Source organism: Paenibacillus sp. 1SOY10, from assembly GCF_056836745.1.
Map to the genome: position 1 here is coordinate 125,741 of NZ_JBXENK010000010.1, position 22,844 is coordinate 148,584.

20 protein-coding genes are annotated in these 22,844 nt (G+C 48.5%); 11 read left to right on the forward strand and 9 right to left on the reverse strand.

Annotation, left to right across the window (positions count from 1 at the left end):
- Positions 1-3: 3 nt before the first annotated feature.
- From mnmG to rpmH, 8 genes are all read right to left on the reverse strand, one after another.
- On the reverse strand, positions 4-1,890 hold the full coding sequence (gene mnmG, locus AC1VOR_RS19550) for a tRNA uridine-5-carboxymethylaminomethyl(34) synthesis enzyme MnmG (protein ID WP_482620312.1): 1,887 nt from the start codon (positions 1,888-1,890) through the stop codon (positions 4-6).
- A gap of 83 nt (positions 1,891-1,973) precedes the next feature.
- Positions 1,974-3,353 (reverse strand): tRNA uridine-5-carboxymethylaminomethyl(34) synthesis GTPase MnmE, encoded by a 1,380-nt coding sequence (gene mnmE, locus AC1VOR_RS19555; RefSeq protein ID WP_482620314.1) that lies wholly within the window; start codon positions 3,351-3,353, stop codon positions 1,974-1,976.
- A gap of 211 nt (positions 3,354-3,564) precedes the next feature.
- On the reverse strand, positions 3,565-3,705 hold the full coding sequence (locus tag AC1VOR_RS19560; protein ID WP_482620315.1) for a hypothetical protein: 141 nt from the start codon (positions 3,703-3,705) through the stop codon (positions 3,565-3,567).
- A gap of 83 nt (positions 3,706-3,788) precedes the next feature.
- Entirely contained in the window at positions 3,789-3,998 is a 210-nt protein-coding gene (locus tag AC1VOR_RS19565) for a hypothetical protein (RefSeq protein WP_482620316.1), read from the reverse strand.
- A gap of 119 nt (positions 3,999-4,117) precedes the next feature.
- Positions 4,118-4,837 carry an RNA-binding cell elongation regulator Jag/EloR gene (gene jag / locus AC1VOR_RS19570; RefSeq protein ID WP_482620317.1) on the reverse strand — a complete coding sequence of 240 codons (720 nt, stop codon included), beginning with the start codon at positions 4,835-4,837 and terminating at the stop codon, positions 4,118-4,120.
- A complete protein-coding gene (locus tag AC1VOR_RS19575; protein ID WP_482620318.1) occupies positions 4,834-5,718 on the reverse strand; it encodes a YidC/Oxa1 family membrane protein insertase in 885 nt (294 codons plus the stop codon). Before AC1VOR_RS19575 ends, jag begins: the two co-directional genes overlap by 4 nt.
- A gap of 75 nt (positions 5,719-5,793) precedes the next feature.
- A complete protein-coding gene (rnpA, locus tag AC1VOR_RS19580; protein ID WP_482620320.1) occupies positions 5,794-6,144 on the reverse strand; it encodes a ribonuclease P protein component in 351 nt (116 codons plus the stop codon).
- A gap of 259 nt (positions 6,145-6,403) precedes the next feature.
- Entirely contained in the window at positions 6,404-6,538 is a 135-nt protein-coding gene (gene rpmH, locus AC1VOR_RS19585; protein WP_009223341.1) for a 50S ribosomal protein L34, read from the reverse strand.
- A gap of 363 nt (positions 6,539-6,901) precedes the next feature.
- Here rpmH and gnd point away from each other — a divergent pair, with 363 nt between their 5' ends.
- The 9 genes from gnd (at position 6,902) to gyrB (ending at position 17,504) form a co-directional block, all read left to right on the forward strand.
- Positions 6,902-7,801, forward strand: a complete 900-nt coding sequence (gene gnd / locus AC1VOR_RS19590; RefSeq protein WP_482620323.1) for a phosphogluconate dehydrogenase (NAD(+)-dependent, decarboxylating) — start codon at positions 6,902-6,904, stop codon at positions 7,799-7,801.
- Between the two features lie 115 nt (positions 7,802-7,916).
- Positions 7,917-8,591, forward strand: a complete 675-nt coding sequence (locus AC1VOR_RS19595; RefSeq protein WP_482620325.1) for a GntR family transcriptional regulator — start codon at positions 7,917-7,919, stop codon at positions 8,589-8,591.
- A gap of 17 nt (positions 8,592-8,608) precedes the next feature.
- A complete protein-coding gene (gene gntK, locus AC1VOR_RS19600; RefSeq protein ID WP_482620327.1) occupies positions 8,609-10,153 on the forward strand; it encodes a gluconokinase in 1,545 nt (514 codons plus the stop codon).
- Between the two features lie 514 nt (positions 10,154-10,667).
- A complete protein-coding gene (dnaA, locus tag AC1VOR_RS19605; RefSeq protein ID WP_482620328.1) occupies positions 10,668-12,014 on the forward strand; it encodes a chromosomal replication initiator protein DnaA in 1,347 nt (448 codons plus the stop codon).
- Between the two features lie 451 nt (positions 12,015-12,465).
- Positions 12,466-13,608 carry a DNA polymerase III subunit beta gene (gene dnaN / locus AC1VOR_RS19610; RefSeq protein ID WP_482620329.1) on the forward strand — a complete coding sequence of 381 codons (1,143 nt, stop codon included), beginning with the start codon at positions 12,466-12,468 and terminating at the stop codon, positions 13,606-13,608.
- A 296-nt stretch (positions 13,609-13,904) separates the two neighbouring features.
- Positions 13,905-14,120, forward strand: a complete 216-nt coding sequence (gene yaaA / locus AC1VOR_RS19615; protein ID WP_482620330.1) for a S4 domain-containing protein YaaA — start codon at positions 13,905-13,907, stop codon at positions 14,118-14,120.
- Positions 14,121-14,158: 38 nt separating this feature from the next.
- Positions 14,159-15,271, forward strand: coding sequence for a DNA replication/repair protein RecF (gene recF, locus AC1VOR_RS19620; protein ID WP_482620331.1), 1,113 nt, complete (start codon positions 14,159-14,161; stop codon positions 15,269-15,271).
- Positions 15,272-15,287: 16 nt separating this feature from the next.
- Positions 15,288-15,536: an extracellular matrix regulator RemB gene (gene remB, locus AC1VOR_RS19625; protein WP_018754095.1), complete on the forward strand. Its 249-nt coding sequence runs from the start codon at positions 15,288-15,290 to the stop codon at positions 15,534-15,536.
- A 63-nt stretch (positions 15,537-15,599) separates the two neighbouring features.
- Positions 15,600-17,504 (forward strand): DNA topoisomerase (ATP-hydrolyzing) subunit B, encoded by a 1,905-nt coding sequence (gyrB, locus tag AC1VOR_RS19630; protein WP_482620334.1) that lies wholly within the window; start codon positions 15,600-15,602, stop codon positions 17,502-17,504.
- A gap of 92 nt (positions 17,505-17,596) precedes the next feature.
- Here gyrB and AC1VOR_RS19635 read toward each other — a convergent pair whose 3' ends face one another.
- The gene (locus AC1VOR_RS19635; RefSeq protein WP_482620336.1) at positions 17,597-18,382 is read right to left on the reverse strand and encodes a YheC/YheD family protein; all 786 of its coding nucleotides are present in this window, start codon (positions 18,380-18,382) and stop codon (positions 17,597-17,599) included.
- A 334-nt stretch (positions 18,383-18,716) separates the two neighbouring features.
- On the opposite strand from AC1VOR_RS19635, the gene gyrA reads away from it, so the two are divergent.
- Both gyrA and AC1VOR_RS19645 read left to right on the forward strand, forming a co-directional pair.
- Entirely contained in the window at positions 18,717-21,227 is a 2,511-nt protein-coding gene (gyrA, locus tag AC1VOR_RS19640; protein WP_482620337.1) for a DNA gyrase subunit A, read from the forward strand.
- Between the two features lie 156 nt (positions 21,228-21,383).
- Positions 21,384-22,514: an HD-GYP domain-containing protein gene (locus AC1VOR_RS19645; protein WP_482620338.1), complete on the forward strand. Its 1,131-nt coding sequence runs from the start codon at positions 21,384-21,386 to the stop codon at positions 22,512-22,514.
- Positions 22,515-22,844 lie beyond the last annotated feature (330 nt).

A 22,844-nucleotide genomic window follows, 5' to 3' on the forward strand; every position in this document is an offset into this window, starting at 1 on the left:
TTCTTACCCTCCTGCCGCCGTAACCCGGTTGTAATGCTCCAGATAAACTAGCAAAATGGAGATGTCCGCAGGAGTGACCCCGGAAATCCGCGAAGCCTGCCCAATCGAGATCGGACGAATTTTCGCCAGCTTCTGCCGCGCTTCCATGGCCAGACCTTGGATATCATCATAATTGATCCGTTCAGGCAATTTTTTCTTTTCCATTTTTTGTAACTTTTCAACATGCAATAACTGCTTTTCGATATACCCAGCGTACTTGATCTGAATTTCGACTTGCTCCTGCATATCCTCGTCCAGTTCAATCTCTGAAGGAGAGACCTGACTAATTCCTTCATAACTGACTTCCGGACGGCGTAGAATCGTTAACAGATTGCTTCCATCCTGAATCGGAGCTGAACCCACCGACTCCAACAGCCCATTAATTTCTGAAGGACGTACCTTCGTCACACGTAAGCGTTCGATTTCCTGCTCTACCCTATGCTTTTTGTCCATAAAGCGGGCGTAGCGTTCCTCAGAAATTAAGCCAATCTCATGACCTATTGGCGTTAAGCGCAAATCGGCATTATCATGACGAAGCAACAGACGATATTCTGCCCGGGAAGTCAGTAGCCGGTACGGCTCATTGGTTCCTTTGGTGACCAGATCATCAATCAGTACGCCGATATATCCTTGAGAGCGGTCCAAAATTACGGGTTCCTTCCCCTGCACCTTACGTGCCGCATTGATGCCAGCCATAATACCTTGTCCCGCCGCTTCCTCATAACCAGATGTGCCGTTAATTTGCCCTGCTGTGAACAGACCCGCGAGCTGCTTCGTTTCCAGTGAAGGCCATAGCTGTGTAGGAACCACCGCATCATACTCAATGGCGTACCCGGTACGCATCATCTGTACATTTTGCAGACCTGGCACAGAACGAAGCATCTTCAACTGAACCTCTTCCGGCATACTGGTAGAGAAGCCTTGCACATAATATTCCGACGTATTTTTACCCTCTGGCTCCAGGAAAATCTGGTGCTTTGGCTTATCGCTAAAGCGAACAATTTTGTCCTCGATGGATGGACAGTAACGCGGTCCAGTCCCTTCAATCACACCAGAGAACATCGGAGCGCGATGCAGGTTCTCATTAATAATCCGGTGAGTATCCTCCGACGTATACGTCAACCAGCAGGGCAATTGCTCATTATCCGAGGACTTTGTCTCATAAGAGAAAAACTTCGGCTTAGCATCCCCTGGCTGTATTTCCGTTTGTGAGAAATCAATCGTATCCTTATGCACCCGCGGCGGAGTACCTGTCTTGAAGCGAACCAATTCCAAGCCCAGTTCCTTCAAATTCTGCGACAAGCGCACCGAAGGCTGTTGGTTGTTAGGTCCACTTTCATACATCAGCTCACCCATAATAATCTTGCCGCGCAGATAGGTTCCCGTCGTCAGTACCACCGCATCAGCCCGATAAGCCGCCCCGGTCTTCGTCACCACGCCAACGCAGCGACCTTCCTCAACGATCAATTCTTCTACCATACCCTGATGCATCGTCAGGTTGAGTTCCTTCTCCATCGTTTCCTTCATCGTGTGCTGGTACAGGAATTTATCCGCCTGTGCCCGCAGCGCATGTACAGCCGGACCCTTTCCGGTATTCAGCATCCGCATTTGAATGAACGTCTTGTCGATGTTTCGGCCCATTTCGCCGCCTAAGGCATCCACCTCGCGCACCACATGGCCCTTCGCCGGTCCCCCAATCGAGGGGTTGCACGGCATAAAAGCAATCATATCCAAATTAATCGTGACCATCAGTGTACGGCAGCCCATCCGCGCAGCAGCCAAAGCCGCCTCACAGCCAGCATGCCCTGCTCCGACCACGATTACATCATAGTTTCCAGCATCGTAACTCATCCATCTACCCCCTTTACCCTAACCCTTGCACATTCTGTCCGTAACATCATACCATGAACCGGTTCTGATGATACGTCCTCCAATTATTTCCCCAAGCAAAATTGCGAAAAAATCTGGTCAATCAGCGCATCCGGTGCCGAATCGCCAATGACTTCACCTAATTGTTCCCACGCCAGCCTTACATCAATCTGCAAAATATCAATAGGAATCCCGCTGTCCGCTGCCTCATACGCATCAGCAAGTGACTGCTTGGCCTGCTTGAATAGCGCAATATGCCGCACATTCGTAACATACGTCAGATCATTCGACTCCAACTGACCCCCGAAGAACAAGGTAGCAATGGCCTCCTCCAGATGATCCAGCCCTTGTTCCGTCTTCACCGATAGCTCAACCACCGATTCCTCGGAAAAATAACGCCGTACGACCTCTCGATCCAACTGTTGCGGTAAATCCATCTTATTCAGCAAAACAATTGCCGTTCTGCCCTTCAGTTGCTCCATCAGGGCAATTTCGTCCTCGTGCAGCGGCTCCGCCCCGCTCAGCACCAGCAGAATCAGATCCGCGTCACTGAACGCTTCTCTGGAACGCTCCACCCCAATTTGCTCGACCACATCCATCGTCTCGCGAATCCCGGCCGTATCCAGCAGCTTGAGTGGAATTTGATTAATTGTTACATATTCCTCGATAACATCCCGTGTCGTCCCTGGAATATCGGTCACAATCGCCTTATTCTCCCGGGCTAACGCATTCATCAGCGAGGACTTACCTACATTCGGACGGCCTACAATCGCCGTCGTAATGCCTTCCCGCAAGATCTTACCCTGATTAGCCGTTTTCAGCAGCACATCAATGCCTTCCGACACCGCCGCGCATTTCTGCTTGATAAACTCCATCGTCATCGACTCCACATCATGCTCCGGATAATCGATGTTTACCTCGATATGTGCCAGCGTCTCCACCAGCGTATGACGCAGCGCCGATACTTTGCGCGACAGCTCCCCGCCGACCTGCTTCAGCGCCACCGAGAAAGCCCGATCCGACTTCGAGCGGATCAGGTCAATGACCGCCTCAGCCTGCGACAGATCGATCCGCCCGTTCAAGAACGCGCGCTTCGTGAACTCCCCCGGCTCCGCCAGTCGAATCCCCCGCTGCTGGAGCAGCAAATCCATCACGCGCTTCACCGAGATAATCCCGCCGTGCGTGCTCACCTCCACGACATCCTCCGTCGTGAAGGATCGCGGCGCACGGAACACCGTCACCAGTACCTCCTCCAGCTTCTCCTCCGTGGTCGGATCAACAATAAAGCCATAATGTACCGTATGACTTTCCGCCTCCGGCAACGCCGTCTTACTGCGGAACAAGCGTCCCACCTCGTCAATCGCCTCCGGCCCGCTGACGCGAATCACCGCAATCCCACTCTCACCCACGGCCGTCGAAATGGCCGCTATCGTATCGGTTAGCATCTATTTCACCTCACTAGTTCTCGTTTTAAATAACGTTGTAGCAACACAAATTCGTGAATGGAGCCGTTCCGCAAGTCGTATGATCTTCCGATCGCTGTTGCCATGGGATTGTCTGAATTAAATAGCACCCTACAAGGGTACAATCCCATGGCAAAGGCGAACACTTCCGTTTCTCCAGATTCATACGCCCCGCTCCACTAATCCACCTCACTCACCCGAGCACACCTACTCGAGCATCTCCTACTCTCGCTCCCCCGCATTCACTCACACGCTTTGCTTTGCTCTCAAGCTCCAGCGCATCCCGAAGGGACAGCGCCTCCTTGCTCGTCAGCCAATCCCAACGCTCTAACAACGCTCCTTACTCCTCTACCTGACTGCACCCACAAAATAGCACAATAGTAAAGGCGGGCCCCAAAGGGGCGAAAAGCCGACTCCTTACTCACCAAAGCCCAGCACAGCGTCGAAAGCAGTAGTGTCTCCACCATCCTTGCCAGGTACCCCGGGTGAGCCAAAAGTAAGACGTACCCGAAGGGGGAAAAGCGTTCCACGCAATAAAGTAAAGCGCATCCCCGAAGGGGACAGCGAGCAGGAGCGCCTCACTCCCTCCCACGTTCCTCCCATTTGCGGGAGTCCAGAGGGCAGCAAGCCCTCGGGCGCCCTCCCTTACGGTAAGGGAGGGGTGGGGAGGGTTGAGACCCCAGAGAAAAAATAAACGCAACGACCCCCACTCGGCTTCACGCCGAGCAAACGTCATTGCGTCTCATTCATCTGCCGTGCTTCAATGCAATCACCACTCGCCGGTTAGGCTCATCGCCTTTGCTATAAGTCTTGACCTCCGGGTGATCCTGAAGCTGGGAATGAATCACTTTGCGCTCCTGCGGCGACATTGGCTCCAGCGTAACTTCTTTGCGTGTGCGAACAACCCGTCCGGCCAATCTGTCGGCAAGCTCCTCCAGCGTCTTCTTCCGGCGCTCCCGGAAGTTCTCGGCATCGAGGATAATACGGATAAAGCTATCAGAATAACGGTTAGCGATAATATTCGCCAAGTATTGCAGGGCATCGAGGGTTTGTCCTCTCCGCCCGATCATTAATCCTAAATCATGGCCCGAAATGTTCAGTACGGTGTTATCTTTGCCCTGGACGATCTCGACCTTCACGTCGAGGCCCATATTCTCGCCGACGTCCCGTACGAATGACGCCGCTTCCTCATAGGGGTTCTTCTCACCGAATGTCTTCTCCTGCTGATGTACAGATTCAGGCACGCGGAGCTTAGAAGCACTCCCTTGCGAAGAGGGTACTGTTCGAGTAGGTTCCAACAAAGTAAGTTCCACCTTTGCGGCCTTGACCCCGATCAGACCCAGGAATCCTTTTGATGGCTGCTCCAACACATTCACGGCGACTTGATCCTCGGTGGTGCCGAGCTTGGCCAATCCTTGTCTTACAGCATCTTCAACGGTTTTTCCCGACGTCACAATTTTATTCATTTCGATTTTTTTGCCTCCTTGGCACCTCTGCCACCGGGATGGCCGGCTTTTAGATTGGAACCGCCACGCTTCTTATTAGAAGAGGAAGTAACCGACTCGACTCCCGCCACAGCGACAACCGGGTCCTTCTTACGATAAATGAAGAAGTTCTGCCCAATCGTGTACAGGTTACTGAATACCCAATACAACGGCAATGCGGCAGCAAAGTTATAGGCCATTACAAAAATCAAAACAGGATACACCCACATCATAAACGCCATCGGCCCTTGTGCACCTGCCGGGTTGACGTTAGACATCATCTTCGTTTGGATGAATGTCGTAATCGCAGCGATGGCCGGCAAGATAAACAGCTTGTCCGGTTCACCTAGCTGCAGCCACAGGAAGGAGTGCTCCCGAATGGCGGAGTTGTAGAATATGGAGTTATATAACGCAATGAACACTGGCATTTGAATAATCAGAGGAAAACAACCGGCCATGGGATTGACCTTATGCTCCTGGAACAGCTTCATCGTTTCCTGTTGCTGCTGCTCTGGATTATCCTTATATGTCTCCCGAATTTTCTGCAATTGCGGCTGAATCGCCTGCATTGCCTTGGAGCTCTTCACCTGCTTCAGTGTCAGCGGTAAAATCAATGTCCGGACAATCAACACCAGAATTAAAATCGCAAGGCCATATTCGCCATTGAACCACTCGGCAAATGTATCAAGCGCATACGAGAAATAGTAGACCACATTCGCGGTCCACCACGAACCTGCTTTCATGTCTTCGGTCGTGGTTGCTAAATGAGCATTTTGTGTTCCGCAGCCGGCAAGCACAGTAATCAGCCCGACTGCCAGAAGGAGAAGAAGCCATCTTCTTCGGTTAGTCATCAATCGCGACACTTCAAAACCCCTCTCTTAACCTATCCATTCAACGTAAATCATAACATATTTAAAGGGACAAGGAAACAAAGCTGCTTAACGCCCGGAAGGCCGCAGCAGCGAGGCTTTACGCAGCACATGCAGCACGCTTTTTTCCAAGTCTTTGTAGTCCATTCCCACAGCTCCGGTACGCACGATCAGGATCAGATCCACATGGTCGCGAATCTCGGCCTCATGCAGCCGAACAATTTCCTTCAACATGCGTCGCATCCGGTTGCGCACGACAGCGTTTCCGATTTTCTTACTGGCTGAGACCCCTAATCGGAAACGTTCAATATCGGATTTATTGGACCAATACACAACAAGTTGCCGATTAGCGAAGGATTTGCCGAACCGGTAAATGCGGTTGAAATCGGCACGGTTTCTCAAACGAAGTTGTTTATGCACAAGTAATCTCCTTGATTCGCGGCTACTGTTATAGAGGTTGTTCAAAAAGTCGTCGTTTTCTCCGAAAACGTGTAGCTCCGCTACTCAGTCCCTGGCTTCATCCAACTCAAGCGTTTTGAAAAAACGCACATCGAAAGCATAGGCTTCGGTCCTGTAAACCCAACTTCTTGAACTCGCAATTTATAGTATAGACCAACTATCACAGCAACCTATCGCTTAATACAAAAAAAAGACCACCGCGGTGGTCTTTACGCACGCTTTACGCACTCAGAACTTTTCTGCCTTTGAGACGACGAGCAGCGAGAACCTTGCGGCCGTTTTTCGTGCTCATTCTTTTACGGAAACCATGAACCTTTTTACGTTTGCTCACATTTGGTTTGAAAGTCGGTTTCATCTATTGCACCCCCTCACAGGAAATCATCTAAACTTTAATAATAACTCATAACCAGCGTCTATGTTTACCATTTTCATATCCACAGAAAATGCCTTTTTACATTTAATCATACCAGCTATGAAAAGTCAACCTAACTTCCAGCCTTCCCTCCATGCCGTCACCGATATTTCTTAATTATACACAATCCACAGACGTGATTTGCAAATTTAGTTTTCCACAGCCCATTATCTCCTTTTCCAGCGATTAGAGTTATGCACATGTGGAAAAGTTTTTTAGCCTTTCCTTGTACCGTCAGATAGAGTATTATTGAAGATAATAAGTTGTATACAAGTATACCAGTTTAAAATTAAGGGGTGGATTTACATGAAATTAGGTATGATTGGACTCGGAAAAATGGGCTTTCACCTGGTCATCAATCTGCTGGAGCATCAGCATGAAGTTGTCGCTTATGACACCAATGAATCATCGGTTGCCTTGGCCGCCGCCAAAGGAGCCCTTCCTGCTACTAATCTGGAGCAATTGGTTCGCTCTCTGGAATCGCCACGAGTAATCTGGGTGATGGTTCCCGCCGGCGCGCCTCTGCGCTCCGTTGTAGAATCACTTACCCCCCTGCTGGGTGCGGGCGATATCATTATTGATGGAGGCAACTCTCATTACCAGCATTCGCAAGAACTCGCCCAGCAACTGGCCACGCATCAGCTTCATTTTATGGATATAGGTACTTCCGGAGGTGTAGAGGGTGCTGAGCAAGGAGGTTGCTTCATGGTTGGCGGAGACGAGTCTGCCTTTCATTATATTGAACCCCTTCTGCAGGACATCGCTGTTCAAAACGGATATATGTATACTGGACCTGCAGGCAGCGGACATTTTCTGAAAATGGTGCATAACGGCATCGAATATGGCATGATGCAGGCGATTGCAGAAGGATTTGAGCTATTGGATAAAAGTCCATATGATTACGACTTCCAACAAGTAGCGGGGGTCTGGTCCCATGGCTCAGTAATCCGCAGTTGGCTGATGGAGCTTGCACAAAGTGCCTTCTCCAAAGATCCGAAGCTGGATAAGCTGCGTGGGGTCATGAATTCCTCTGGTGAAGGTAAATGGACGGTGGAAACTGCCCTGGATTTGCAAGCAAATACCCCGGTCATCGCCATGTCGCTCTTTATGCGTTATCGTTCGCTCCAGGAGGACACTTTTCACGGTAAAGTTGTCGCTGCCTTACGCAATGAATTTGGAGGCCATGCCGTCGAGACCGTGGGTTAATACTCCAGCGGCCTGGTTTCCCAATCCCGGGAATTTCGTGCTATGATCAAGGTATTTAAGTCCCAATTACGGATGAATATAGTGGGTTCGTTTCCCGGATAGGAGTCAATAAATCATGCAATATCCTTCTACATGGTTAACAGGCAGTTCTCTCGGCGAGTCCATCGCTGCTGAGCTCAGGCTGCGCATTATTAACGGTACGCTCAAACCTGGCGAGGTGTTGTCAGAGAATCGTATCGCTGGAGACTTCGGCACCAGCCGTTCTCCGGTCCGCGAAGCGCTCAAGACGCTCTCCGGTGAAGGACTGATTACCCTGCAACGTATGGGGGCCGTGGTGAATGGCCTCAGTTTGAACGATGTGAAGGAACTGTATGATGTGCGCTATTTAATTGAGAGCTTTGCTTGGAAGCATCTGGCGACCCATCCGGAGGAACTGATAGCTCCCCTGGCCCAAAGCATCGACAAAATGGAACTGGCCGGCAAGCATCTTGATGTCGTTGAATTTGCCTATCAGGATATTAGCTTCCACGAGATCATCATTAATGGAGCCAAACACACACGCATCCTGCATTTATGGACCAGCATTCGGCAAATTGTGATGACCGTGATGCTCGTAACAACCCAAAATATCCTTTCGCAAAATGAAGATAAAATTAGTTACGTAGTCGATAAGCACCGCAAGCTGCTGCAAGGACTGGAATCGCGAGATAGCGAGTTAATTCAGCGCAATGTCGAGGAATATTTCTCCGATTCCTTTGAAACCCTGCACTCGAGCATGCCTCACGAATAGATAGAGAGGAGAATTTGATGTTGCTGAACTATATGATCGGTCTCGATATCGGCACGACCAGCACGAAGGCCGTCCTGTTTGAACGCAGCGGGCAACCCTTGGCTACAGCCAACCAGGAATACCCGCTTTACACGCCTTCCCCTTTCGTTGCCGAGCAGGATCCGGATGAAATTTTTGAGGCCGTCCTTTCTGCCATTGGGCATGTCACCCGAACGAGTGGAATTTCGCCTGAGCAGATTGGATTAGTCTCCTTCAGTTCGGCTATGCATAGCATTATCCCGGTGAATGCCGAAGGTGAACCACTTATGAACTGTCTTACCTGGGCGGATAATCGTAGTGCGCTCTGGGCTGACAAGTTAAAAAATGAGCTAGGCGGACACGAGCTTTACCGGCGTACCGGTACACCGATTCATCCTATGTCTCCGCTAACCAAGTTGCTCTGGCTACGCCATGAGCAGTCAGACCTTTTTAAGCAAGCGGATAAATTTATTTCTATTAAAGAATATGTATTTCATAAGCTGTTTGGACAATATGTGATTGATTACTCTGTAGCTTCAGCTACGGGACTATTCAATTTAGAGAAGCTGGACTGGGATGAGCAGGCTCTTGAGATGGCTGGCATTACGCCCGATCATCTCTCCCGGATTGTCCCGACGACCCATGTTTTGCAAGGTGTAGCCCCGGTCTATGCCGAGACGATGGGTCTCCTCCCCTCGACTCGCTTCATTATAGGTGCAAGCGATGGTGTGTTATCCAATCTTGGGGTGAATGCCATCGATCCTGGCGTCGTCGCCGTTACTATCGGCACAAGTGGAGCCATCCGTACCGTCGTAGATCGGCCGCAAACCGATCCGGAAGGACGGATATTCTGCTATGCGCTCACAGATAAACATTGGGTCATTGGAGGTCCGGTCAACAATGGGGGCGTTATCTTCCGTTGGCTACGGGATGAATTTGCGGCAGCCGAATCCGAGACAGCCAAACGCCTGGGCCTAAGTCCCTATGATCTGCTGACTCAAATTGCCGAGCGGGTTAAGCCGGGGGCAGACGGTCTGATCTTTCACCCCTATTTAACCGGAGAGCGGGCTCCTCTATGGAATGCTAATGCTCGCGGCTCCTTCTTCGGACTCACGTTGCATCATCAACGAGAACATATGATTCGCGCCGTGCTGGAAGGCATTTTGTATAATCTCTACTCTGTACTAATGGCTATTGAGGGTCAGATCGGACGACCTCGTAAAATCCAAGCTACCGGCGGTTTTGCCCGTTCCCCCCTCTGGCGACAAATGATGGCCGATATTTTTGATCAAGAGGTCGTGATTCCCGAGAGCTACGAAAGCTCCTGCCTGGGGGCTGTTGTCCTTGGCCTGTACGCCTTGGGCGAAATCGAATCCCTCGATGCCGTCAAAGAAATGGTCGGCGGTACGCACCGACATGAGCCAATAACGGAGAATGCTGCAGTGTATAAGCAATTAATGCCGATTTTCACCCGCATTTCCGCCAAATTAGAGGATGAATACGAAGCGATCGCAGCTTTCCAGCGTCAAATAAGTTCAATTTAGCGTAATTCTATGAAAAAAATCTGTACTCAGATGAGTACAGATTTTTTTTGGACCGAATTTTCGACTGTAATTTCACTCTAATCGACTTCAATTCGACTTGGAAGGTCGATTTGCTATCAACATATTTCGCGTTGCTTGTTTATTAACTTGTGTATAATTTTTTCTGAATTTCTTGCATCCTGTCGAATTCTAAACAATTTATAAACAATATGTAGTGGTGTGAATGAAAATTATGCACAAGTTATTGAATTTGTGGATAAAAGCGTGGAGCACATTGAAAAATAGGGCTTCTTTTGCTATGATTATATTGTTTTCGTTGTGAATATCCGTGTTTGCCTGCTAAATTATTAACAGGCTGTGGATAACATTGTGAACAATTTTTACTTTGTACATGTTTATAATCATTATATTCTACTTAACATTGGGGATAAACTTCCCCTTTATTTATGTTTTCTCGACCTCTTTCTGTATGGCCTTCAGCCACAATTGGAAGATTTAAAAGGAGTGACAGTCTGTGGACAGCCATACTTCTGAAATATGGCAACATATCTTATCTATTATCAATACCAAACTGAGCAAACCGAGCTTCGATACCTGGTTCAAAGCAACCAAGATCGTATCGCTGACCGATCAATCCATTATCATCTCCGCGCCAACTACCTTCGCCGTAGAATGGCTGGAGAGCCGTTATACCAAGCTCGTCGCAACCACCGTTCTGGAGTATTTGAACAAGCAGGTAAACGTAACATTCGTGATTGAAGAATCAGCTCCACCGGAGCTAACCCAGGTGGTGAAGGAGCCTCCCGCTCCCGTCCCCATCGAGGAAAGCGTTTCCCATATGCTGAATCCGAAATACACCTTTGATACGTTCGTCATTGGCTCAGGCAACCGTTTTGCCCATGCCGCTTCCCTGGCGGTAGCCGAAGCACCGGCGCGAGCCTATAACCCATTATTCCTCTACGGCGGCGTGGGACTTGGCAAGACGCATCTAATGCATGCCATTGGCCATTATATTTTGGAACATAGCCCTAGCAGTAAGGTCGTCTATATTTCCTCCGAGAAATTTACGAACGAATTCATCAACTCCATCCGGGACAACCGCGCGGAAAGTTTCCGCAATAAGTACCGCAATATCGATATTCTGCTCATTGACGATATTCAATTTCTGGCGGGTAAGGAATCGACGCAAGAGGAATTTTTCCATACCTTCAACGCCCTTCATGAAGAGCGCAAGCAGATTATTATTTCCAGTGACCGCCCGCCAAAAGAAATTCCGACGCTCGAAGAACGGCTTCGTTCCAGGTTTGAATGGGGATTGATAACTGATATCCAGCCCCCTGATCTGGAGACTCGAATCGCGATCTTGCGTAAGAAGGCCAAGGCCGAGAACCTGGATATTCCGAACGAAGCGATGATGTATATCGCTAACCAGATTGATACCAACATCCGTGAGCTTGAAGGCGCGCTGATTCGCGTTGTTGCCTACTCCTCGCTGATTAATCAAGATGTGACAAGCCATCTGGCCGCGGAAGCGCTCAAGGACATCATTCCTTCCAGTCGTCCGAAGATGATCACGATTCAGGACATTCAGCAGCGGGTTGGAGATTACTATAACTTGAAGCTCGATGACTTCAAGGCGCGCAAACGAACGAAGGCCATCGCCTTCCCGAGGCAAATCGCTATGTATCTGGCCCGGGAACTTACCGATTTCTCGCTACCCAAGATCGGTGACGCTTTTGGCGGACGGGACCACACCACCGTCATCCATGCCCATGAGAAAATTACCCAGCAGCTCAAGATTGATCAGGAGCTATTCAAAATCGTGAACAATATTACCGAAAAAATAAAAAGTGCGACCTGAATAAGGGGTAAGCCTATGCACATGATATGCACATGTGGATAGGCTTCATTTCATATTCATTCTGTTGTTATCCACATATTCAGGGTCCCTACTACTTCTTCTAAAAATATATAAAGATATACACATCCTTAATAACGCAGCGCAAAACACCTTCGGTTCCAATCTCAAAACCGAAGTGCTGGACTGCCGCCAAGAAGAAGTGAAGGTTCCCTGCTGACGGGTGATACATAGAACTAAGCTATGCAGCGCGGCCATCTTTTATTCCGAAGCTTTTCTCTAGAAGATATGCTTCATACCAGTAGAGTTATGCTTACGAAGTAGTTTATTGCGAGGTTATTCTCTAAGAAGTCCATGCTTCATAAAACTGAGTTTATGCTTACGAAGTAAGTTTTATTGCGAAGTCATTCTCTTTAGAAGCTTATGCTTCATAAAACTTTTAGGAGTTGAATTTATGAAAATCCGTATTCTGAAACATGATCTGAACGAATCCATCCAACATGTGGCCAAGGCCATTTCCAGCCGTACAACGATTCCGATTTTGACCGGGATTAAGCTAGATGTGAATTTTCAAGGTATGACGTTAACCGCCAGCGACACGGATATCTCCATCCAAGCCTATATTCCCGCTGAGGATCAGGAGAAGCAGATTGTTCAGGTTGAACGTCCGGGTAGCGTTGTTCTGCCAGCCAAATTCTTTGTCGAGATCATCAAGAAGTTGCCTTCGCCAGAGATTGAGATGGAAGTCAAAGAAGGATTTCAAACCTTTATTCGCTCAGGGTCGACGGATATTCAGATGGTGGGCCTTGATCCAGAGGAATTCCCTGTGCTGCCAAGCATTGAAGAGAACCAAATCGTATCGATTCCCGGAGACTTGCTGAAGAATATGATTCGCCAAACGGGCTTTTCTATCTCTACGAACGAGACTTCCCCTATTTTGACCGGGGTGCTTTGGAATCTGGCTGATAATCAATTCAAATTTGTGGCCACGGACCGCCACCGTCTGGCCAGCCGCATTGCTGGACTGGATGATGCCGAAGGTATTCGTTTTAGCAATATTGTCATCGCCGGTAAAACGCTGAATGAGCTGAGCAAAATCATTCCCGAGCAAAATACGCGCGTAGAAATCGTGGTTGCTGACAACCAGGTGTTGTTTAAGATTGACCGCGTGCTGTTCTACACCCGTATTTTGGACGGCACTTATCCCGATACTTCCAAGATTATTCCGACGACTTACAAAACAGAACTTGTCCTGGACACCAAGAAGCTGAGCGATTCCATCGACCGCGCTTATTTGCTGTCTCGTGAGGAGAAGACGAATATTGTCCGCTTGCAAACGATGGAGGATGGCACCATTGAAATCTCCTCCAGCTCGTCTGAACTGGGGAAAGTAACAGAGCAATTGGATGTTGCTAAGTTTACAGGAGAACCACTACGTATTTCCTTTAACTCCAAATATATGCTGGACGTGCTGAAAGTGGTGGAAAGCGAGCAATTGCATATCGGCTTCACCGGAGCGATGAGTCCAATCATCATCAAACCGGTGGATGACAGCCAAAGTTTGTATCTGATCCTGCCTTACCGGACAACGAACTAAAGGTTAGAGGTAGTTCAAAAAGTCGTCTTCCCAGAACGAAGCAGTTCGAGGAGTAAATTCGGGCTTCGAATCTTGAATTCAGCCGGGCCTAGCATAGGCTTCCGTAGCATGTTTCCTTCAGAAACATTTGAGTTGCTCACGTAGATATGCTTCCGAAGTCGTTTTCTTCGAAAACGTGTAGCTCCGCTACTGACGTCCCTGGCTTCATCCAACCTTCTTGGTCCTACTAACCCGACTTTTTGAACTCGCACTACTCGCACTATTAGTATTTTTTTGCGAAAGGAACATCAACCGTTATGAAAAAGATCTCGATTTCGAGCGAATATATTAAACTGGATTCTTTCTTGAAGCTGGCCGATTGTGTCTCCACAGGCGGCATGGCCAAAGCAATGCTGCAGGAAGGTGCCGTCAAGGTCAACCAGGAATCCGAGGAGCGCCGTGGGCGGAAGTTATACGCGGGCGATATCGTTGAAGTGGACGGCTGCGGCTCATTTCAGGTGACAGCGGAATAAAGCTTCGTGGGTGGAATGATGAGGGGGCTTGAAAGAACGTGTTTGTAAAACAATTAACACTGCAAAACTACCGCAATTACGACACGCTTTCGCTAGGCTCTTTTGGCGCGGTCAACCTGTTGATCGGACGTAATGCCCAAGGCAAAACCAATCTGCTGGAATCCTTGTTCGTGATGGCTTTGACGAAGTCCCATCGGACGGGGAAAGACAAAGAACTGATCTCCTTCGGTCAGGATCATGCGCTAGTCACCGCCGAGGTTGAGAAGAAGTATGGTACCGTTCAGTTGGAGCTGCGGTTGACGACACAAGGTAAGAAGGCCAAGATTAATGGCCTTGAGCAGCGTAAGCTGAGCGATTTTATCGGAGCCATGAACGTCGTGATGTTCGCTCCGGAGGATTTGGAGATCGTGAAGGGGACACCCGGCATCAGGCGCCGCTTTCTTGATATGGAGATTGGGCAGGTGCAGCCCAGCTACCTTTACCATCTACAGCAATACCAGAAGGTGCTGCTACAGCGTAACAATTTGCTGAAGCAGGCCTGGAACGCTGGCCCTGAACTTACAGCCATGTTGGAGATATGGAATGAGCAACTGGCAACACATGGTGTTAAAATCGTCAAAAAAAGGAAACAATTTATAAGAAAACTGCAAAAATGGGCCGAGCAGATCCATGAAGGCATCACCGGGGGCGGTGAAACGCTGAAATTATCCTACCTTCCTTCGTTTGGCGAAGCTGGTGAGGAAGATGAAGCTGTCCTATTGGAGCAATTTATGATAAAGTTATCACAAATGAAGGATCAGGAAATCCGCCGGGGCATGACGCTAAGCGGGCCGCATCGCGATGATATGTCTTTTGATATCAACGGGAACGAAGCGCAGGTATACGGCTCCCAGGGACAACAGCGAACGACGGCATTATCTTTAAAGCTGGCGGAGATTGAGCTCATTCATGAGGAAATCGGAGAATATCCCATTTTGCTGCTGGACGATGTGTTGTCTGAACTGGACCCCTATCGTCAAACCCAACTGATTGAGACTTTTCAGAGCAAAGTGCAGACGTTCATAACGGCGACAGGGCTCGAAAGCATCAATGCCGGCCGGCTACAGGACGCCAGCATTTTTCATGTTCAGGAAGGCCAAGTCAAAGTCTAATAGGCGGAGGGATAACATGTATATTCATTTGGGCGGAGAGAAGGTTATTTTATCTTCTGAACTGATCGCCATTTTTGATATTACGATTGAGAAATCTTCCAAGATATCCAAGCAGTTTATCCAACATGCGCTGAAAGAGAAAAATGTGGTGCGTATCGGCGAAGAGGAAGCCAAGTCGATTGTGGTCACACAGGATGAGATTTATTACTCACCCATTTCCTCTGCGACGCTCAAGAAGAAAGCGAATGTGATCTTGGCGGTATAGCCTTGCATAGATGTTCCGCACTTGAACAGTTTGATTATGGAGAAGTAGGTGAAGGCATTGTCAATGAATGAACAAACATATGACGAGAGTAATATACAGGTGCTTGAAGGCCTGGAAGCGGTACGTAAACGGCCCGGAATGTACATCGGCTCAACCAGTTCCCGCGGTCTGCATCACCTGGTATGGGAGGTCGTGGACAATAGTATCGATGAGGCATTAGCCGGTTACGCCAATAAAATCGACGTCATTGTTCATCAGGATAACAGTGTCACGGTTATCGATAATGGCCGGGGCATTCCGGTCGGCATGAATGAGAAGCTGCAGAAATCGACGGTTGAAGTCGTCATGACGGTACTTCATGCCGGAGGTAAATTCGGCGGTGGCGGATATAAAGTATCCGGTGGGCTTCACGGGGTAGGCGTCTCAGTCGTTAACGCCTTGTCCGAAAAATTAATTATTCAGGTCAAACGGGAAGGCCAAGTGTACCAACAGGAATATCGCCGAGGTATACCGCAATATGACCTGAAGGTTGTCGGTACTTCCGAGGAATCGGGAACAACCGTGACATTCTGGCCGGATGTAGATATCTTCACGGAAACAACGGAGTATGAATATAACACGTTGCTGACCCGGATCCGCGAATTGGCTTTCCTGAACAAGGGCATCAATTTGTCCCTGTTTGATGAGCGGACTGACACCGGAGAGTCGTTCCATTACGAGGGCGGCATCAACGAGTACGTGAAGTATTTGAATCAGAATCGTGAGGTGCTTCACGAGAATCCTATTTACGTTGAAGGTCAGCGGGATATGATTCAAGTGGAGGTCGCATTGCAATATAATGACAGCTATACAGAGAATATATTTTCTTTTGCGAACAATATCCATACGCATGAAGGCGGGACGCACGAATCAGGTTTTAAGAGTGCTTTGACAAGAATTATTAACGATTATGCTCGGAAAAGCGGCATGATTAAGGATAGCGATTCCAATCTAACTGGCGATGATGTGCGGGAAGGTTTGACTGCGATTATCTCTGTGAAGATTCCAGAGCCGCAATTTGAAGGGCAAACTAAAACTAAGCTTGGTAATAGTGAAGTTCGCGGGATTGTAGAGTCCTTATTTGCCGAGAAGTTACAGGAGTTTATGGAGGAGAATCCGGCTGTGTCGCGGCGGGTGCTGGAGAAGTCTCTGCAAGCCTCACGAGCCAGAGAAGCTGCTCGTAAAGCTCGGGAACTGACACGGCGGAAGAGTGCACTGGAGGTCAGCTCGCTGCCAGGTAAGCTGGCAGACTGTTCTTCTAAGGACGCCTCGATCAGTGAGCTGTACATCGTCGAAGGTGACTCTGCGGGGGGGTCGGCCAAGCAAGGGCGTGACCGTCACTTCCAAGCCATCCTTCCATTGCGCGGGAAGATCCTGAACGTTGAGAAAGCACGGCTCGACCGCATTCTCGGTAATGCTGAGATCCGGGCTATTATTACGGCGCTGGGTACGGGGATTGGTGAAGAATTCGATATTGCGAAGGCTCGGTACCATAAGGTCATCATCATGACCGATGCCGACGTCGACGGTGCGCATATTCGTACGCTGCTGTTGACCTTCTTCTTCCGTTACATGCGGAGAATTATCGAAGCGGGTTACGTTTATATCGCTCAGCCGCCATTGTTCAAGATTGAGCGCAACAAGGTGGTTCGGTATGCCGGTTCCGAGAAGGAACGCGATGATATTATCGCTGAATTCGGGGAAGGCGTGAAAGTAAACGTACAGCGCTATAAAGGTTTGGGCGAGATGAATCCGGAGCAGCTATGGGATACGACTATGGATCCGGAAAGTCGGACGATGCAGCAGGTATCGATTGCCGATGCCATTCAGGCTGATGCCATCTTTGATGTCTTGATGGGGGATAACGTTGAACCTCGGCGTGACTTCATCCATGAGCATGCGAGACATGTAAAAAATCTCGATATTTAATCTGCATCCGGTATTCCATACCAGGCCATGCAGTAGAGAAAGGCTGTTCCAAGCAGGGCCTTGTTGCCCCGGGTGCTTGGCGCAGCCTTTTGTTATTTTATGCTCTTGGCTTTCAACCGTCCGTAAGCGACGGCATAACGACGTATTTTCTGGTAGACCTCCTTGGAATGAAGCAGCTTGAAGGGAAAGAGTGCCGGCTTCGTATTCACTTCCAGAATCCAAAGCTGATGTTGTTCATCAATGGCAATGTCCAGACCGATCTCCTTCAGCTTGGGGAACTTATGAGCCATCTGCCTTGCCACCTGGACACCAAGAGATTTTATTTCTCTGTACTTTTGGGCAAATTCACGTGGCCCCATGTATGAACCAAGCAGATCCTCAATCAGCATGACATCTCCGCCACCGTGGTAATTGGTGATGACTTTCTGCTGAGCGGCGACCCGGCCGATGATTCCGGTTGTCTCCCAGTTTTTATTTGGCGTTTGCTGCACCAGAGCACGAATATCAAATCTGCGACGTCGATGCGTGAGTAAATGGATACCCTTTTGAATCAAATAAGGACGGGTTTCTATCTTTTCGTTTAAGGCAGTATAGAGTTCATCTACGGTCTCAAACAGCCTACTCTCGATGCCGAACCGCAGCTTGTATTGAACCGGATTATCCGGAGCCAGATCATCGGTCCACTGCTCGATGCTCATGACGCCATTGCCGTACGTTCCATGATCAGGCTTGATAAAGACGTAGCCGTAAGTATCCAGCATACTTCGGAGTTGCTCCAGAGAGTATTTGCGGGTATCGGGGATATAGGCACGGAGCGACTCTTGCCGGTAAATGACCTTGGTTTTCTCCCATTTGCTCGCGATGCGTTGAATCGTCAAAATAGGTTCCATCCTTTCTTGAGTGGTGTTTTTGTCCCTGCTTCTCCATACGAAAAACATAGGACAGAAGAGATAAACAATGGTATAATAATAAGATATGGGGATTTTATAAGATTTTTCGGCATTTCAAAGAAAATGCCTATATCCGTAGTGTATGAACGCACGTATCGATGGGAGTGGACACATCCCTATTTTTTGCTGTCTATATGGATGGTGCTCTGGAAAACGGCCAGGTTTAATTGAGCTCATTATGTGAAACAAATATATATAAGTGGCGGTTTTTCAGGCTTTTTCCCTAGCGAGGCACGTGGATAGATATTGAAGGAGGTCCAGCATGGCGGAAGAAAAATTCTCTCAAATCATAGATCGGGACATTAATGTGGAAATGCGCGAATCCTTTATGGATTACGCTATGAGCATTATTGTCAGCCGCGCGTTGCCGGATGTACGGGACGGTCTAAAACCGGTACACCGCCGCATTTTGTTTGCTATGAACGAACTTGGCATGCATCCTGATAAGCCGTTCAAGAAATCGGCGAGAATCGTTGGTGAGGTCATTGGTAAGTACCATCCCCACGGGGACTCGGCTGTTTATGAAACGATGGTACGGATGGCTCAGGACTTCTCAATGCGGTATATGCTTGTCGACGGTCATGGCAACTTTGGTTCCATCGACGGCGACATGGCTGCGGCCATGCGTTATACGGAAGCACGGCTGTCCAAAATTGCGATGGAAATGCTGCGTGACATCAACAAAGAAACCGTTGATTTCATGCCTAACTATGATGGCGAAGAGCACGAGCCTATTGTCTTGCCTTCCCGGTTCCCTAACCTGCTGGTCAACGGGGTATCAGGGATAGCGGTTGGGATGGCCACTAATATTCCGCCGCATAACCTGGGTGAGGTTGTTGAAGGGGTTCAAGCGATTATTAAGAACCCGGACATCAGCTCGCTGGAATTGATGGATTATATTAAAGGTCCGGATTTTCCAACTGCAGGTTATATTTTGGGACGATCCGGTATCCGTCAGGCTTATACGACAGGACGCGGCTCTGTGACGATGCGGGCAAGAACGAACATCGAAGAGCATAACAACAAAGCGCGGATCGTAGTTGAGGAACTGCCATATCAAGTTAACAAAGCCCGGTTGGTGGAGAAGATTGCCGAACTGGTACGGGAGAAGAGAATCGACGGTATTACCGATTTGCGTGATGAATCTGACCGTACCGGGATGCGCGTGGTCATTGAGCTTCGCCGTGACGTGAATCCAAGCGTGGTGCTGAACAATTTGTACAAGCATACGGCGCTACAAAGCACGTTTGGTATTAATATGCTGGCTATCGTGAACAATGAGCCGAAGATTCTGACGCTCAAGGAAGCACTTAGCCATTACTTGCAGCATCAGATTGAAGTCGTGCGCCGGCGTACGGAATTTGACTTGAAGAAAGCCGAAGCCAGAGCACATATTCTCGAAGGCTTGCGGATTGCGCTGGATTACATTGACGAAGTTATTGCGCTCATTCGTGGCTCCAAATCGGACGAGGAGGCTCGCGAGGGCTTGATCAATCGTTTTGGTCTGAGCTATGAACAAGCCCAGGCCATTCTGGATATGAGACTTCGCCGGTTGACCGGTTTGGAACGTGAGAAGATTGAAGGCGAATATAACGAACTGTTACAAAGAATCGCCGAGTATCATGAAATCCTTGCGAACGAACATCTGGTATTAAGTATCATTGATGAGGAATTGCAGGAGATTCGCGACAAATATAATAATCCACGCCGTACAGAAATCACCGTTGGTGAAGAGAGTATTCTGGATGAGGATCTGATTCCTCAAGAAGAAGTGGTCATTACAATTACACATACGGGTTATATCAAACGTCTGCCAGTAACGACCTATCGTAGCCAGAAACGTGGCGGACGTGGGGTAGTTGGGATGGATACGAAGGATAATGACTTTGTGGAGCATCTATTTGTAACGAACTCCCACCATTATCTGATGTTCTTCACCGACCGCGGGAAGGCCTATAGGCTCAAAGCCTACGAGATTCCTGAGCTTGGCAGGACGGCGCGCGGGACACCTATCATTAACCTGATTCAAATTGAGCAGGGTGAGACGGTTAACGCAGTCATCGAGGTTGAACGCTTTGACGAAGATAAGTATTTATTCTTCGCTACACGGCGAGGCATCGTGAAGAAAACGCCAATCGAGGATTACATTAATATTCGCAGAGGCGGCTTGATCGCCGTTAATCTACGGGACGATGATACTCTGATTGATGTGAAGCTCACCGATGGCAAGCAGGAAGTGATTATGGGCACGGCTCAAGGGATGTCTATTCGCTTCCAGGAAAGTGACGTACGCTCTATGGGTAGAGCTGCTACTGGGGTTAAGGGCATCACCTTGGACGACCACGACGAATTGATTGCCATGGACGTTGTTGTCCCAGACCAAGACGTATTGATTGTAACGGCCAAGGGCTATGGTAAGCGGACTCCGGTCTCGGAATACCGTAAGCAAACTCGTGGTGGTAAGGGGATTAAGACGATTAACGTAACGGATAAGAACGGGACGGTAGTCAGTCTGAAGGTTGTGAAGGATGAAGAGGACCTGATGATTATTACTTCCAGTGGTACGTTAATCCGTACGAGCATGGAGGGAATCTCCACCATGGGTCGGAACACGCAAGGCGTCAAGCTGATCAACATCCGCGAGGATGATTCGGTAGCTACCGTTTGCCGCTCCGATAAGAGCGAAGAAGAAGATGAACTTAACGAGGAAATGCTTCTCTCGGAGGATTCAGCCGAGGTAGAAGGTTCCGAAACAAATGGTGAGGAAGAATAAACTTTCTCTCAACCCAAGAACTCCCGGTGACGGGGGTTCTTTTTATTTTGGTAGCATACTATAATGATAGGGGGTAGATTTATAGTTCTTTATACCTATGTCGAATCATGGGGAAGACGGTCTCTAAGTGATATCCTTTAAGGAGAGGGTAGGGAAATGGCGAATATTTCGATTATGGATGTTCAGCCCGGAGTCAAGCTTACGAGTCATGTGTACAGTCCGTTAGGTGGTCTCTTGCTGCACAAGGGAAAGGTTCTTGATTTGAGAGATGTGGAGCTCATAAGGGCTTTCCTGGTTCCTCAGATTGAGGTAGAGGATGGTTCTATACCAGGGATGGTAGAGAGGCTGACGGCACTACCTGTGAACGAACGAGTAGGAGTAGACAAGTCCCTAACTGGGGAGCAGATGAAGCAGGTAAATACCAGAGAAGTTCTCGCAGTCAGTCCGCAGACCACTTTCCATCAGGAATATGAACGGATGCTCCAGCTCACAAAAAATGCTTTTCAATCTGCATTTGTTGCCGAATTACCCTTATATGATCTTCGACATCAATTGGAAATACTAATTGACCTGTTGCCTTATTACCGCGTTTTGAGCTTTGCCCCACGGAACTTCAAGGAATCCGATTATTTCTATCACAACGCTATACTTACGTCATTAACCTCATATTTGCTGGCCAAATGGCATGACTTGCCGCAGAAGGAGTGGATGCAGGTTGCATTTGCCGGACTACTGCATGACATAGGGAATACTCAATTGCCTCTGGCGCTATTGTACAAGCCTACCCCGCTGACCCCCCAGGAAACGGAAGAGATGAGAAGGCACACGACTTATGGGTATCAGCAGTTGCGCAAGCTATCGGCGATCAATGAGGGTGTTAAATTAACAGCCTTGCAGCATCATGAAAAAATAGACGGAAGCGGTTATCCCTTTCAGTTAACAGGAGATCAGATCCATGTTTATGCCAAAATCGTAGGCGTGGCTGACATCTATCATGCCATGACACTGAAACGCTGCTACAGCCAGACCCAATCTCCTTATGTGGTGCTGGAAGAGCTTCGATCCGAATCCTTTGGCAAGCTGGACCCCGGCGTGGTTCAGACTTTCGTTGACAAGACAACCCAGTTTCATCAGGGCACGCATGTGCGTTTAAATGATGGTCGTGTGGGAGAGATTGTTTTTTCGGATCGAAGCCACCCTACGCGTCCCATGGTGTTTACTGAAGATGGAATCGTAAATCTGATGCAACTTCGACAACTTTATATCGATAAGGTGATTTCGGACTAATCTGGCTACTCATATAAGCAACGCAAATTACGAATGTATTGAGCTGTGTTTCTAGCAGCTATAGAGGTATTTGAGAGTGGAGAGTATACTGATGGTTGCCTGTGGTCTGTTTGCCTTGTAGAGTAATGATTTGGATTCTAAAGAAAAGTTCCCCTTAGGGTTGATATTTGGACATGCTTTGGGTTATAGTAATATTTACCCGCTGGCGAGCGCAAGATGACCTTTTGAAATTGAAAAAATAATAATTTCAAAAAAGTCTTGCATTAATCCGCTGAAGGTGATATATTATAAAAGTTGCCGCTGAAACGCGGTGATGAAGTAAAAGACAGG